Below are 14,594 nucleotides of genomic sequence, written 5' to 3'. Positions count from 1 at the left end.
CAGACTGGCTCGTCGAGCTCACCCGGTCGGTACCGGTGTGGGCGGTCTATCTGATCGCGTGCGCGGTGGTGTACTCCGAGACCGCGGTGCTGATCGCCGGATTGATCATGCCGAGTGAGGCGTTGCTGCTGGCCGCCGGTGTGGCCGCGGCGGTGGGTCCCGCCAACATCGGACTGCTGATCGTGGTGGTGTGTGTATGTGCGGTGGCCGGAGACCTCACCGGCTACTGGTTCGGCCGGGCCGGCGGGCACCGACTCAAGGATTCCGCGCTCGGACGGAAGTTCGGTGAACACCGCTGGGAGCAGGCCCAGCAGCGCCTCGAATCCTCCGGGATGATCGTCGTCGGTACCGGCCGCTGGGTGGGCTACGTCCGGACGCTGGTGCCGCGGGTGGCGGGGATGACCCGGATGCGTTTCGTCCGGTTCGGGATGGCCGATGTGATCGGGGCGGCCAGCTGGGTCACCACGGTGCTGCTCGCAGGCTACTTCGCCGGCGCGGTGCTCGGTGCCACCATCCTGCTGTACGCGGCGGTCGGCATGGTCGTCGTCGTCCTGGTGTATTCGCTGGTCAGGGCGTACCGGGAGCGCCGTCGCGGGGTTGTGGAGATCCCGGTCGACACGCCGTCAGCGGAGGGGTTCGCCGGTGGCCTCGGCGGCGTCGGCCTCGCGGCCGTACCGACTCGCAAGCCACGCGCAGATGATCAGCTGGACCTGGTGGAAGATCATCAGCGGCAGCACGATCAGCCCGACCACTGAGCCGGAGAACAGCACCGTCGCCATCGGCAGACCCGTGGCCAGGCTCTTCTTGGTCCCGCAGAACTGGATGGCGATCGCATCCTCGCGCGCGAATCCGAGGCGGGGCGGCAACCAGCCGGTGAGCCACAGCATCACCACCACCAGCAGGGTCGCGATCACCGTCATCGCGATCACCTGCCAGGCGTCGACGATCGACCAGATGCCGTTGCGGACACCTTCGCTGAATGCGACGTAGACGACGAGCACGATGGACCCGCGGTCGACCAGCTTGGTGGGTTCGGCGAAACGCGAGAAGAAGCCCTCGACCAGCGGTCGGCACAGCTGGCCGGCGATGAACGGCACCAGGATCTCCAGCAGGATCTTCAGGATCGAGCTGCCGGTGATGTGCACGCCGTTGGTGTTGCTCATCAGCAGGACCACCATCAGCGGGGTCACCACCACGCCGAGCAGGTTGGATGCGGATGCGCTGACGATGGCGCCGGGCACGTTGCCACGGGCGATGGAGGTGAACGCGATCGACGACTGCACCGTCGACGGCACCAGGCACAGGTACAGCACCCCGATCGACAGGTCGTGGCCGATCAGTGGCCGTAGGACCGGCTGCAAGGCCAGCCCGACCAGCGGGAACACCACGAAGGTGAACGCCAGGATCAGCAGGTGCAGACGCCAGTGGGTCAGCCCCTCGAGTGCCTGGCGGGGATGCAGCCGGGCGCCGTAGAGGAAGAACAGGAAGCCGATGGCCACCACGACCACCCAGTCGAGGACGTCGGCGACGGTCCCCCGGGCGGGAAAGAACGCGGCGACGACGACCGCGGCGAGGATGGAGAGGACGAATCCGTCGATCGGCGATCGACTCAGCAGACCGCGCACGGGTCGGCGATCAGGCCTGGACAGCGGTGTCGCGGCTGCACGCGTCGCGCAGGGTGCACGCGCCACAGCTGGACTCGCCGCAGTCGGCGGCATTCGCGGCGGCGGACGTCGTGGCGCCGGCCGCGGGAGCGGTATCGGCGGCATGTGCGTCGCCACCGGAACAGCAGGAACAGCCCGCGGCGTCGTGCTCCACCAGCATCCACCGCACCGATCGCACGGCGACACCGCTGACCATGCCGACGATCACCAGCGCGGCGACCAGGGCACCGAACCCGAACAGGATCGACCAGCCGCTGTCGACGCCGAGGGTCAGCAGTCCCCCGCCGATCAGGATCACGGCGGCACCTAGGGTACCGGGTGCGGCGACGCGGTTGGCCGCGACGAAGGCCTCGTCGGACTGCAGCGTCTCGGTGGAGCGGACGCCGAGCCACCGGTTACGTCGCAGGGTGCCGCGCAGACCGGCGACGCCTACCACCACCCACACGAGGGCGAGGGCGAACACGCAGACGGCGACGACAATGGACACAACACTCACCCGACCACCATACGATCACCGCGTCGACTTGGGGAAACCGGCGGCCGCGGGGAGACCGGATGCCCCGCGGAGATCGGATCCGCCGGAACCGGGATCGGCCGCCGCACCCCGCCGCGTCGGGGGCGTTCGGGTGCTCATTTACGCTGGTGGGGTGACTAGCGCCGATACCTCGAGCACCAACACCGCCGCACCCACCGCCTCCGGTGGCGACGGCGGCACGGCGAATCCGCATCGCTACACCGCGACACTGGCCGGTGAGATCGAAGGCCGCTGGCAGCAGCAGTGGACCGAGCGCCACGCCTACGAGGCGCCCAACCCGGTGGGTCCGCTGGCCGGGGACATGTCGGCCTTCGACGGTTCGGGACCCGACGCCGCCGACAAGGTGTTCGTGCAGGACATGTTCCCGTACCCGTCCGGCGCCGGCCTGCACGTCGGGCACCCGCTGGGCTTCATCGCCAGCGATGTGTTCGCCCGCTACCAGCGGATGACCGGCAAGAACGTGCTGCACACGATGGGCTTCGACTCCTTCGGCCTGCCCGCCGAGCAGTACGCAGTGCAGACCGGCACCCACCCGCGCACCACCACCGAGGCCAACATCGAGCGCTACCTGGCACAGATCCGTCGCCTGGGACTCGGCCACGACGAGCGTCGCCGGGTGGCCACCACCGACGTGGAGTTCTACCGGTGGACGCAGTGGATCTTCCTGCAGATCTACAACGCCTTCTACGACGCCGAGCAGGGGAAGGCACGTCGTATCTCCGAGCTGATCGCCGAGTTCGACGCCGGTACCCGCACGCTCGACGACGGACGCGTGTGGGCCGATCTCTCGCCCGCCGAACGGACCGCCGTCGTCGACTCGTACCGCCTTGTCTACCAGAGTGATTCGCTGGTCAACTGGTGTCCCGGTCTGGGTACCGTGCTGGCCAACGAGGAGGTCACCGCCGACGGCCGGTCCGATCGTGGCAACTTCCCGGTCTTCCGTAAGCACCTGCGGCAGTGGATGATGCGGATCACCGCCTACTCCGATCGCCTGCTCGACGATCTCGACCTGCTGGACTGGCCGGACAAGGTCAAGACCATGCAGCGCAACTGGATCGGCCGTTCGCGGGGTGCGCAGGTGCGCTTCCCGGTGCCGGGGATCGCGACCGCCGACGGCGGCGAGGCGGTGATCGAGGTGTTCACCACCCGGCCCGACACGCTGTTCGGTGCCACCTACATGGTGCTGTCCCCCGAGCACCCCCTGGTCGACGCCCTGACCGCGGCCGCCTGGCCGGCGGGCACCGACTCCCGCTGGACCGGCGACGGGACCGCCCCGGCCGCCGCGATCGCCGACTACCGCGCGTCGATCGCCGCCAAGTCGGATCTCGAGCGGCAGGAGAACAAGGAGAAGACCGGTGTGTTCACCGGTACCTTCGCCACCAATCCGGTTGACGGACGCCAGGTCCCGGTGTTCATCGCCGACTACGTGCTGATGGGCTACGGCACCGGCGCGATCATGGCCGTGCCCGCCCACGACGGCCGCGACCATGAGTTCGCCACCGTCTTCGGTCTGCCGATCATCGAGGTGATCGGGTCGGATCAGGGTGTCGTCGACGAGGCCTATGTGGGTGACGGTCCGCTGGTCAACTCGGGTTTCCTCGACGGACTCCGGGTCGACGAGGCCAAGGCCGCGATGATCGAGCGGCTCGAGACCGACGGTACCGGTTCCGGCACCATCCAGTACAAGCTGCGCGACTGGCTGTTCGCCCGTCAGCGGTATTGGGGCGAGCCGTTCCCGATCGTCTACGACGCCGACGGCAACGCGCATGCACTGCCGGAATCGATGCTGCCGGTGGAACTCCCGGAGGTCGACGACTACGCACCGGTGTCCTTCGACCCGGACGACTCCGACAGCGAGCCGAGCCCCCCGCTGGCCAAGGCCACCGAGTGGGTCACCGTCGAGCTCGACCTCGGCGACGGCCCGCAGACCTACACCCGCGACACCAACGTGATGCCGCAGTGGGCCGGTAGCTCCTGGTATCAGCTGCGCTACATCGACCCGACCAACTCCGAGGAGTTCTGCGCCAAGGAGAACGAGGCCTACTGGATGGGCCCGCGGCCGCAGCTGCACGGCCCGAACGATCCCGGTGGCCTGGACCTCTACATCGGTGGTGTCGAGCACGCCGTGCTGCACCTGCTGTACTCACGGTTCTGGCACAAGGTGCTCTTCGACCTCGGCTATGTCACCAGTGGTGAGCCGTACCGAAAGCTGTTCAACCAGGGCATGATTCAGGCGTACGCCTACACCGACGCACGTGGCATCTATGTGCCCGCCGACGAGGTGACCGAGACCGACGGTACGTTCTTCTACGACGGCGCCGAGGTCAACCAGGAGTACGGCAAGATGGGTAAGTCGCTGAAGAACTCGGTGACCCCCGACGACATCGCCGCCGACTACGGTGCCGACACCCTGCGCCTGTATGAGATGTACATGGGTCCACTCGATCAGTCCCGCCCTTGGGCGACAAAGGATGTCGTGGGTCTGCAGCGGTTCCTGCAGCGTGTGTGGCGCCTGGTGGTGGACGAGGAGACCGGCGTCGTGCGGGTCGCCGATGCCGACGCCGACGACGAGACCCTGCGGCTGCTGCACAAGACCATCGCCCAGGTCCGTGAGGACTTCGCCGAGCTGCGCAACAACGTGGCCGTCGCGGCGCTGATCAAGCTGACCAACCACCTCACCAAGAACTTCGAGAAGTCCGGTGCCCCACGTGATGTGGTGGAGCAGTTGGTCACCATGCTGGCGCCGCTGGCCCCGCACATCGCCGAGGAACTGTGGAATCGCCTGGGCCACGAGGGCCTGCTGGTGCACGGTCCGTTCCCGGCGGCCGAGGACACGTGGCTGGTGGAGGAGTCCATCGAGATCCCGGTGCAGGTGAAGGGCAAGGTGCGCAGCCGGATCCAGGTCTCCCCCGATGCCGACGAGGCGACCCTGCGTGCGGCCGCCCTGGCCGACGAGAAGATCGCCGCCCTGCTCGACGGGGAACCCCGCAAGGTGATCGTGGTGCCCGGCCGCATGGTCAACGTGGTCCCCTGATCCTGATCCACACCTGACGTCCGTCGGGCGCCCGATCTCGTCGACCGGGCACGGAATCGACCACCCACTCGGTCACTTCCGTTGGTTGGACACCGAATCCACGCCAGGGAGCTGGAGGAGTGCGCAGCGCAGGCGCGAGAGTGCCAGCACTGCCGAGGTGCGCCGGGTGCCCGGCTGCAGGTCGAGGTCGGTGATGAGATGGACGACGACGGTGTCGGGAACGCGTCGGACGTCGCCGTCGACGTGCCGGACGTCGTGCAGGGCAGGGCTGATCGCGTCGATGTCGGATTGCACGTGCTCGCCCGCGCGCCGGAGCGCCGTCGCATCAACACCGGTGAACGGGCCGTCGGGGCCGGCCGTGGCGCCGGAATCGTCCGCGCACAAGGCGATCACCGATTCGGCGAGTTGGTGGGCACACCGCGTCGTCTGTGTCATGACGAGCAGATCGCGATGGGCGATCGCCGACACGGGTCCGGCGACGAACGCCAGCGACATGGCGCCCACAGCATTGTCCACCCCTGCAGTGGCCACATCCAGTGCTCGACTGGATTCGGTGAGATCTACCGTGGCAGGCCGGGATTCGGTGTTGCCATGGGAGCCGTCCATGCGGCGGATCGCGGTTGTGACCAGATCCCGGAGCGCGGCGATGTAGGCGTCTCCCTTGCCGGCCAGGACACCGCGTGAGTCCACCGAGAACAGCAGATAAGCACACACCACACCGATCACCGCGCCGACGAGGGTCTCCTCGATCCGTTCTTCGAGTAGTCGTAGATCGAGTATGCCGAGCAGATCGTAGAGGGATGCCAGCATGACGGTGACGAGTCCGACCAGCGCCCAGTAGTGCAGCGGCCCGAAGTAGAACGCGAGGAACACGCACACCACGCAGAGGATCAGTTCGATCGTGACGTGATGGTTCACCGCGAGCATCACGCCACCGCCGACCGCGATACCGCCTGCCGTACCGAGGACGCGGTTGTAGGCACGGGTCAGGATGCCCGCCCGGGACGTGGTCCCGACGAACACGACGAAGGCGGTGAGTACGGCCCAGTACCAGCGCGACGCGGAGATGCCCTCGCCGGCGATGGTGGCCAGTCCCGTCGCGGCCATCACCTGCACCGCCATTTGGGTGGTAGGTGCCGCGTCGGACAGGCGTTGCGGTCGGGTGATGCGGAAGCGGGCCCGGTGCGCCACGGGAGCTGTGGGTTCGGTCGCGGCGGGTGCCGGAGCGGATGCGGAGTCGGAATCCGTTGCCGGTTCGGGATCGGACACCGGTCGTGACATCTGTAGCGCCCGGAGTCGGGTCAGGGCGTCGGTGGCGGCATCCAGGACGATGACGGTCAACGAACCGAGGGCGGCCGGATCCGGCCGCGGGCCATCCACCGCACCGGGCGGCACCGCAGAGGGAGTGTGCGCAGAGGGAGTGTGCGCAGCGGGCGGCACCGCAGAGGGAGTGAGCGCAGAGGGAGTGAGCGCAGTGGGAGTGAGCGCAGTGGGAGTGAGCGCAGAGGAGGTGTGCGCAGAGGAGGTGTGCGCGGACGGGGCCGGGCCGGAGGATCCCAGCGCAGCGGGATCCACGATGGGAGCACCCGCGCCAGAGGGATTCACGCCAGAGGGATTCACGCCAGAGGGATTCACGCCAGAGGGATTCACGCCAGAGGGATTCACGCCAGAGGGATTCACGCCAGAGGAGTCAACGGCGGAACCCGCGTCGCCGGCGGTCTCACCGGTCGAGGGGGCACCCGTTCCGTCCGGCCGCGTCCGGCCGGTGGCCGTGTCGGTGGTGCCGCCCAGTTCGCCGAGCAGACGTCCGATCGCCGCCGACACCGCGGGGAGGTCGGCGGGGTCGTTGCCGCGCCGTCGGAGGTCCCACAGCACGGTGACCCCCTGCTCCGCGACGACCTGGGCGTCGAACACCGCGCGTGACAGATCGGTGTCGTCGACGCCGAGGACCTCGTCGGTGGCGAACCGTCGCTGCCAGCCCGCGATGGCGACGGCGACCGCCGACAGCCTGCTCAGCAGGTTCTCCACCTGGTGCTCGCCACGGGAGTCGGCCGGCGCGACGAGCGTCGTGTCGACGACGGCTGCGACCGCCGCCCGGAACTCGTCGAGCAGTAGCAGGATCTGGCGGCGGGGTCGTTGGCGCAGCATGACCAGGCGTACGAGGAGTCCTGCGCCCAGCGAGATCAGGATGACCAGCAACACCAGTGGAAGCTCGCGCAGTGGCACCTTGAGCAGCAGCGGGAAGAAGTACGCGTAGAACGCGACCAGCCCGGCGCCGGCGCCGCGGGTGCCGAATCGGCGTAGCCAGGTCGCCACGCCGGCCACCGCGATGAACGCGCCGACCTGGAGGGGCCGATGCCCCGACAACACGACGGCGAGGCTTGCGGACAGCATCGCCGGGAACGGCAAGATGGCCGCGGTGACGACGCGGGCCCGGGGTGTGGCGTCCTTGGCCTGGGCGGTGCCCATCATGCTCAGGATTCCGGCCATGACGAGCAGGTCGAGTGGTTCGTGCAGCGCGGTCAGGGTGAGGGCGGCGACCACCACCGAGATGAGCACGGCCGACGCCACGGCGGTCGCGTTGACCAGGCGGGTGTGGCCGGGGTCGGCGGCGACGACGGCCCGCCACAGGACGAGGCCGACTCGCGGGGTGGTCGCTCGTGCGAGATCCGGCGAAGCGGACACCGGAGTCATACCTGGTGCGCTGGGCATTGTGGTCGGCGGCTACTTCACCGGGAGTCTGCGGGCGAAGTCGGCACCGAGGGTGACCCATCGGGTCAGTTGCCGATCGGTGCGGACCCCCTCTTCGGCGACGCGGATCCAGCCGCGCAACTCGCGGCCGGACATCACCATCGGTGAGGTGTGCGCGAATTCGAGCAGAGATTCGGTCTGCTCCGGCGGTACGCGCACCATCAGCCCGCCGCGGGAACTCGCGGTGACGGCCATGTTGCCGTTGATCAAGAAGGCGAGGCCACCGAACATGGGCTTCTCGTCCACGTTGGACTCGGCCGCCAGCAGCGCACGGATGCGAAAGGCGAGTTCCTCGTCGTAGGCCACGCATCGAGAGTAGGCGTGCCCGTGGCCGGGAGTGGGGGTGGACTCGACCTTACTTCTGAGTAAGATAGCCGGCATGGCGATCAACCTGGAGCTCCCGAAGAAGTTCGATTCGGCGGTCGAGCAAGCCCACCTCGCGGCCGAGCACATCTTCCGGCCGATCTCGCGCACCTACGACCGTGCCGAGCACGAGTACCCCACGGAGCTCGACGAACTGGGCAAACTCGCCCGCGCAGCCCGGGACAAGGCTCGCGCCACCGACAAGGGTGGATCGTCGACCGCTGATTCCGACGTGGTCAACGGACCCAATATGCGGGCGGTGCTCAACGGCGTGGAGATGGGCTGGGGTGACGTCGCGCTGATGCTGTCCATCCCCAACCAGGGCCTGGGCAATGCGGCGATCGCCGCCGTGGCCACGCCGGAACAGCTCGAGCGATTCGGCGAGGTGTGGGCGTCGATGGCGATCACCGAACCGAGCTTCGGATCGGACTCGGCCGCGGTGTCGACGACGGCCACCCGCGACGGTGACGACTATGTGATCAACGGCGAGAAGATCTTCGTGACCGCCGGGTCCCGCGCCGACCACGTCGTCGTCTGGGCGACGGTGGACAAGAGCGCCGGCCGTGCCGCCATCAAGAGTTTCGTCGTGCCGATGACCACCGACGGTGTGACCGTGGTGCGGCTCGAGCACAAGCTGGGCATCCGTGCCTCCGACACCGCGGTGATCCGGTTCGAGAACGCCCGCGTACCCGCCGACAACCTGCTCGGCTCCCCCGAGGTGGACACCAAGAAGGCGTTCGCCGGGGTGATGCAGACCTTCGACAACACCCGTCCGGTGGTCGCCGCGATGGCTGTCGGCGTGGGCCGGGCCGCCCTCGAGGAACTGCGGCAGATCATCGAGACCGCCGGACACGAGATCGACTACGACGCCCCGGCCGCCGGGCAGCATGCGGCGGTCGCCGAGTTCATCCGGCTCGAATCCGAGTGGGAGGCGTCGTGGTTGCACACCCTGCGGGCCGCCTGGATGGCCGACAATGCCGAACCCAACTCGCTGCAGGCGTCGATGTCGAAGGCCAAGGCCGGTCGCATGGCCACCGAGGTCACCAACAAAGCCGTGGAAATCGGTGCGACGGCGGCATTCTCGGAGACCATGCTGCTGGAGAAGTGGGCCCGTGACGCCAAGATCCTCGACATCTTCGAGGGCACCCAGCAGATCCAGCAGCTGATCATCGCGCGCCGGGTCCTCGGCAAGTCCAGTACCGATCTGAAGTAGCCCCGATCCGAAATGATGCCTGAGGAACGCCGGGTTCCTCAGCGCAGCAGACGTTCTCGGAGCCGGTCCTCGCGGCTGATCCGGTCGGTGTCGCGATTGCGACGTTCGGCCATGATCGCGGCGAGGATCTCCTCGAACGGTGCGCCCATCGGAGGTGGCGGTGCCACGAACGGGGCGACGGTGTGGGTCAGCCGTTCCGCCATGGCCGCGCGTGCCTGCGGCGTGTACTGCTCGCGGTGGATCAGGAACTTCCGGATCGTTCCGGCGACGGGATCAGGGATCGACCCGATGTCGATGACGCGCGCCCATTCCCGCAGTGCAGGTGGCATCGCGGGGGGCTCGGCGATCCGGATCGAATGTCGGTCGCGCACCACGTAGGTGCCGGCGATCATGTCCCCGATGCGCTTGTTCTTCCGATTGATCGCCGCGCCGATGAGCGCCGGGACCCCGAGGAACGTGTAGATCTCGACGGTGCCGATGAGTGCTCGGGTGAGGGCGTGGCGGAAGCCGATCGGGCCGGCGTCGTCGCGGACGGTGCGCATCCCGGTGGCCAGATGGCCCAGTGTTTTTCCCTGCGTGAGGGTTTCCACGGTGGTGGGCAGTGCGCACCACGCGAGGACGGTGGACATGGTCAGGCAGGCGGCGAACAGGGCGTCGTCGACGCCGGCGGCGAGTTTGAACGACAGGTAGATCAGCAGGGCCAGCACCAGCATGCCGACGATGACGTCGATCAGTCCGGACAGGATGCGCAGACCCAGCGACGCCGCGGGGAGTTCCAGTGCGACCGCCTCGCCGGACACGAGGTCGTCGCGGCCGACGCCGACCGTCGCGCTGCCGCCCCGTCCCCACATCCCCGGTGGTGCGACGGGGCGGGCAACGCCGGGCGGGAACGGGCTCGGCGGGAGCTGTGCAGCCGGGTAGGGCGCAGGGGGGTACGGCGCAGGGGGGTAGGGCGCAGGGGGGTAGGGCGCAGGGGGGTAGGGCGCAGGGGGGTACGGCGCAGCTGGGCGGGGCGCCGGCGGATGCATGGCCACACTGTATCGGTGCGGGGACGGGGTGTGCGTCGGTTGATCGACTGGAGTGCCTCGGCGGATGCAGGTGAACACATTAGGCTGACGGGGTGGATCTCGATGCCTACGTGAACGCGAAGCGTCCGGCGTGGGATCGGCTCGAGACGTTGACGCGGCAACGCCGGTTGACCGCAGCCGAATCCGACGAGCTGATCGACACCTATCAGCGCGTCGCGACGCAGCTGTCGGTGATCCGGTCGAGTGCACCGGATCCGGAACTGGTCGGCTATCTCTCTGCGCTCCTCGCCAAGGCCCGCAACCGGGCCGCGGGCACCCGCGTGGGGACGTGGTCGGCGATCGGTCGGTACTTCGGCCGGACCTTTCCCGCTGCCCTGTACGCGATGCGCTGGTGGTGGCTGACGACGCTGGTGGTCTCGATGGTGATCACGGTGGCACTCGGCTGGTACTTCCTGGAACATCCGCGGGTGGAGAGTGCGTTCGGCTCGACGGCCGAGATCGAGCAGCTCGTCAACCACGACTTCGCCGACTACTACAGCGAACATGCGGCGTCGGCGTTCGCATTCCGGGTGTGGTCCAACAACTTCTGGCTGGCCGCGATGTGTATCGCCTTCGGCGTCTTCGGATTTCCCGTGATCATCGTGCTGTGGCAGAACTGTATGAATCTCGCGATCACCGGGTCGATCATGATCCGGCACGGGCGCGCGGATGTGTTCTTCGGACTGATCACACCGCACGGTCTGCTCGAGATGACCTGTCTGTTCGTCGCCGCAGGTGTGGGCCTGCGGGTGTTCTGGTCCTGGGTGAGTCCCGGGGACAAGCCGCGACTGCAGTCGCTGGCCGAGCAGGGTCGCGCGGCGATCGGGATCGCACTGGGCCTGGTTGTGCTGCTGGGTATCACGGGAATCATCGAGGCATTCGTCACCCCTTCTCCCCTACCCACCTGGGCGCGGATCGCCGTGGGTGTGGCGGTGTGGGTGGGCTTCTTCGTCTACGTCTTCGTGATCGGTCGATGGGCCCACCACGAGGGTGACCGCGGCGACATCGACGAGGCCGACCGCGATTTCTATGCGCCGACCGCGGTGTGAACTGTGGCCGGTTGAGCCCCCCAGTCGGCAACCGGTCGGCCGAATGTCGACGTCACCAGCTCGGTGTCGGATCAATCAGCAACTGGGCGTTGCTGGTCGAGCCGACGAGGAGCGCAGCGACGAGGCGCGTCGAAACCTCCGCCGGCCGAATTGCCGACGCAACCAACGAGTCGTGGTCGATCGGTCGTCCTCGTGATGGCGAGGTCGCCCGGATGTCGAATCCTCTGCGCGGCGCCTCGAGGCGGATATCGGTGTCCCTGAAGGTGGTGTCGGTCGGGTGATGTAACGATTCCCTCGATCACATGACATTCACGGCATTCACCATTCCTTCCAACGGACGAGTTTCTCCGGCTGAGTTGCGGTTGTTTGCTGCGGTGTATTTGAGTCGAACCCGGGGGATTGCGACGAAGGGATCATCGATGATGCTGCAGGCCAACCGAAAAGAACGGCGCGCTCGCGAGCGTGACGACAACCGTAGGGCACGGCGGATGCAGAAGGCCGTCGTCGCATTGGGTGCCGGAATCGCGATCGCCGCGGGAACCGCAGGTCAGGCTTACGCGGAGTCGATCCAGTCGCAGCAGATCTCGCAAGACGGCTACGCCACCACTGACAATCTGATCGTCATCGCCGACAACCTGGGCCGCACCCAGATCGCCTTGCTGGCACCGATCGGGTCGATCCTGCCGGAAGGCTGGGTGCCGGTGGTGACGAGCAGGTCGTCGACGACCACCGAGCAGCTCAACGTCCTCGAAGCCCTCACCGAGGGTGGCAAGCTGCTGCTCGCGGTGCCCGACACGAGCCATGTGCCCGGCGCGTCGACAGCGCTCTCCGGGATCAGTCCGCAGGTCGCGCAGGGCCTGTCGGCGTTGCCCCTGGCCGGAACCCTCGGCAGCGGCGCAGGGGTGCTCGCCCAGATCTCCTCGGCGTGGGCCCAGCTCAACCTGATCAACGGGAACACCGTCATCCAGAACATCCTGGCCGACGGAGCGGACGCACTCGGTGGCGACAAGGTCGTCCAGCACGCCGGCGAGCTCACCGGGATCCCGGCGATCGACGAGGCACTGGGATTCTGGTCCGGTACGCACACCACGTCCGGCTGGACGGGAACCGCCGGATGGCTCGGTGCCACCGGCACCACCTGGGTCAACCAGGAGCGCGTCACCCTGAACGGGATGACCTCCGAACAGCTGAAGGCGTTGTTCGCCCAGAATCTCAACCAGCCGGATGCGCTGGTGGTGGCGAACGGTTCGACCCATCTGGTCCAGGTCGGGTCGCATACCGTCGTGATCGTCCCCGCGCAGCCCGCACACCAGGAATGCGTCACGATCTTCGGGATCAAGAAGTGCGTGACGATTCCCGCCACTCCTGCCGTCACCCAGGAAGTCCCCGACTTCGGGACCCAATGGGAGGGCGAGACCGATGAGAACGGGAACCAGGTCACCACCACCACCTACGACCCGAATTCTGCGATCCCCGGGGCATTGTCGGCGTTGGACGGCATCGACGTGGGGGGCTTCTCGGTCATCCAGCGCGAGGCGGGTGGCACGTACACCGGACCGCTCGGCGGTCAGGCCGGATGGCTGGCCGCAGCCACCCAGGTCGTGGTGCCCGGAACCGGAGGCGCCGACGACTACGTCGCCACCGTCCCGCTGTACGCCGCGGGTATCAGCTTGCCGGACAACCTCTTCACCACCGGTATGCAGTGGACGCCGGGCCTGGTGACCAGCAGCGGCCAGACCGTGGATTCGGTCCTCGGTTCCCGGTCGTTCACCATGTCGATTCCCGGATTGGGCCTGGGCTTCGAGCGCACCAGCCTGCTGGAGTCGAGTCACCTCGGACCCGACGGTATCGCCTACAACTCGGGGTGGACCGTCGCCGCCGTCGCGATCGGTGACACGACCATCCCGCTGGTGTACTCACTGGGTTCGATCAACCTCGGTCCCAACGGGATCGGTGTGAGCGGTCCGTCGTTCATGGGTGTCGGTCTGCCGGGATTCCAATTGGGTTCGGTCCCCACGGGTTCCGGGTCGACGGCGATCCCGGATGCCTTGTCGGGGATTCTCGGTGACGTCCCGACGTCGGTCATCACGCTCACACCCGCGCTGCTGCTGCAGCTCGCACAGATCGAGGATCCGACCAACGGGGTGCTCAGCGACCCGATCGGCACTCTCGTCACCGTGCTCGACCCGCTGTTCACCAAGTACGTCACCCCGACCGCCACCCAGATCTCGCAGGCGATCGCCGACGCGGCCACCACCACGCTGAACCAGATCTCCCACCAGGTCGCCCAGACATCGACGCAGGTCGCCGACACCACCGGCCGGCTCGCCACCGGCGCGGAGCAGGGTGCCGCGCAACTCGCGGCCGCCACCGCCGGTGCCGGTGCCGACGACACCACCACGTCCACCGGGCGTCACGCACTCCCCGAAGGTCAGACGCCGCAGTTCACCGGCAGCGGCACCGACACCCCGCGGCATGCGGCACCGGAGGACGAGTCGTCGACTGAGACAGGGGCAGTTGCGGCGACGACCGACGAGGCCGCCGAACCGTCCACGTCGACCGATCCCGACACCACCTCGGCCTCGGGTGAGGATGCTGTCCCCGCATCGGACACCGACCACACAGGCGCAGAAGCGGAGGTCGCCACACTGGAGAACTGAGTACCGCGATGTCGACTCGGGTCCTCGTAGTGCTCGGTCGCGGCTCAATCATTGAGTGGCAGTTGGTGGTTGAGCTGTCGGCCGGGGCGGACGGCGTGACCACTTCGGAGGTGGGCGCCTTTCGGCGCGTGCTGTGGGGATGTCGACTGGGGTCCTCGTGGTGCTCGGTCGCGGCTCAATCATTGAGTGGCAGTTGGTGGTTGAGCTGTCGGCCGGGGCGGACGGCGTGACCACTTCGGAGGTGGGCGCCTTTCGGCG

General features: G+C 67.9%; 9 protein-coding genes and 1 pseudogene. 5 read left to right on the top strand and 5 right to left on the bottom strand.

Features of this window, described 5'->3' with window-relative positions:
* Positions 1-107: 107 nt before the first annotated feature.
* A pseudogene (locus ACWDUA_RS15150) lies at positions 108-473 on the top strand (DedA family protein); the annotation flags it as partial.
* Positions 474-623: 150 nt separating this feature from the next.
* On the opposite strand, the gene ACWDUA_RS15145 reads toward ACWDUA_RS15150, so the two are convergent.
* Together ACWDUA_RS15145 and ACWDUA_RS15140 are read right to left on the bottom strand one after the other, a co-directional pair.
* On the bottom strand, positions 624-1,625 hold the full coding sequence (locus ACWDUA_RS15145; RefSeq protein ID WP_449751824.1) for a bile acid:sodium symporter family protein: 1,002 nt from the start codon (positions 1,623-1,625) through the stop codon (positions 624-626).
* 10 nt (positions 1,626-1,635) lie between these two features.
* Entirely contained in the window at positions 1,636-2,160 is a 525-nt protein-coding gene (locus ACWDUA_RS15140; protein WP_449751823.1) for an SdpI family protein, read from the bottom strand.
* 151 nt (positions 2,161-2,311) lie between these two features.
* Between ACWDUA_RS15140 and leuS the strand changes: the two genes are divergently transcribed.
* Positions 2,312-5,233, top strand: a complete 2,922-nt coding sequence (gene leuS, locus ACWDUA_RS15135; RefSeq protein ID WP_449751822.1) for a leucine--tRNA ligase — start codon at positions 2,312-2,314, stop codon at positions 5,231-5,233.
* 72 nt (positions 5,234-5,305) lie between these two features.
* Here leuS and ACWDUA_RS15130 read toward each other — a convergent pair whose 3' ends face one another.
* Complete coding sequence (locus ACWDUA_RS15130; RefSeq protein WP_449751821.1) at positions 5,306-7,918, bottom strand: FUSC family protein; 2,613 nt, start codon at positions 7,916-7,918, stop codon at positions 5,306-5,308.
* Positions 7,919-7,957: 39 nt separating this feature from the next.
* Entirely contained in the window at positions 7,958-8,290 is a 333-nt protein-coding gene (locus ACWDUA_RS15125) for a TfoX/Sxy family protein (protein ID WP_449751820.1), read from the bottom strand.
* 73 nt (positions 8,291-8,363) lie between these two features.
* Here ACWDUA_RS15125 and ACWDUA_RS15120 point away from each other — a divergent pair, with 73 nt between their 5' ends.
* Entirely contained in the window at positions 8,364-9,560 is a 1,197-nt protein-coding gene (locus ACWDUA_RS15120; protein ID WP_449751819.1) for an acyl-CoA dehydrogenase family protein, read from the top strand.
* Between the two features lie 38 nt (positions 9,561-9,598).
* Here the strand turns inward: ACWDUA_RS15120 and ACWDUA_RS15115 are convergent, their stop codons facing one another.
* Positions 9,599-10,411, bottom strand: coding sequence for an RDD family protein (locus ACWDUA_RS15115; protein ID WP_449751818.1), 813 nt, complete (start codon positions 10,409-10,411; stop codon positions 9,599-9,601).
* A gap of 269 nt (positions 10,412-10,680) precedes the next feature.
* Between ACWDUA_RS15115 and ACWDUA_RS15110 the strand changes: the two genes are divergently transcribed.
* Together ACWDUA_RS15110 and ACWDUA_RS15105 are read left to right on the top strand one after the other, a co-directional pair.
* The gene (locus tag ACWDUA_RS15110) at positions 10,681-11,676 is read left to right on the top strand and encodes a stage II sporulation protein M (protein ID WP_449751817.1); all 996 of its coding nucleotides are present in this window, start codon (positions 10,681-10,683) and stop codon (positions 11,674-11,676) included.
* A 419-nt stretch (positions 11,677-12,095) separates the two neighbouring features.
* Positions 12,096-14,336, top strand: a complete 2,241-nt coding sequence (locus ACWDUA_RS15105; protein ID WP_449751816.1) for a hypothetical protein — start codon at positions 12,096-12,098, stop codon at positions 14,334-14,336.
* The last annotated feature ends 258 nt before the right edge of the window (positions 14,337-14,594 follow it).

The sequence above is a fragment of the Gordonia sp. NPDC003376 genome, from assembly GCF_053589235.1.
Note: the sequence above shows the minus strand (reverse complement) of the source record. Positions and strands in the feature narration are given on the sequence as shown.

What these genes read in the sequence shown, in the direction of transcription:
- ACWDUA_RS15115 (WP_449751818.1), bottom strand. Translation starts at nt 10,411, where the DNA reads ATGTGGGGACGGGGCGGCAGCGCGACGGTCGGCGTCGGCCGCGACGAC.
- ACWDUA_RS15120 (WP_449751819.1), top strand. Translation starts at nt 8,364, where the DNA reads ATGGCGATCAACCTGGAGCTCCCGAAGAAGTTCGATTCGGCGGTCGAG.
- ACWDUA_RS15105 (WP_449751816.1), top strand. Translation starts at nt 12,096, where the DNA reads ATGATGCTGCAGGCCAACCGAAAAGAACGGCGCGCTCGCGAGCGTGAC.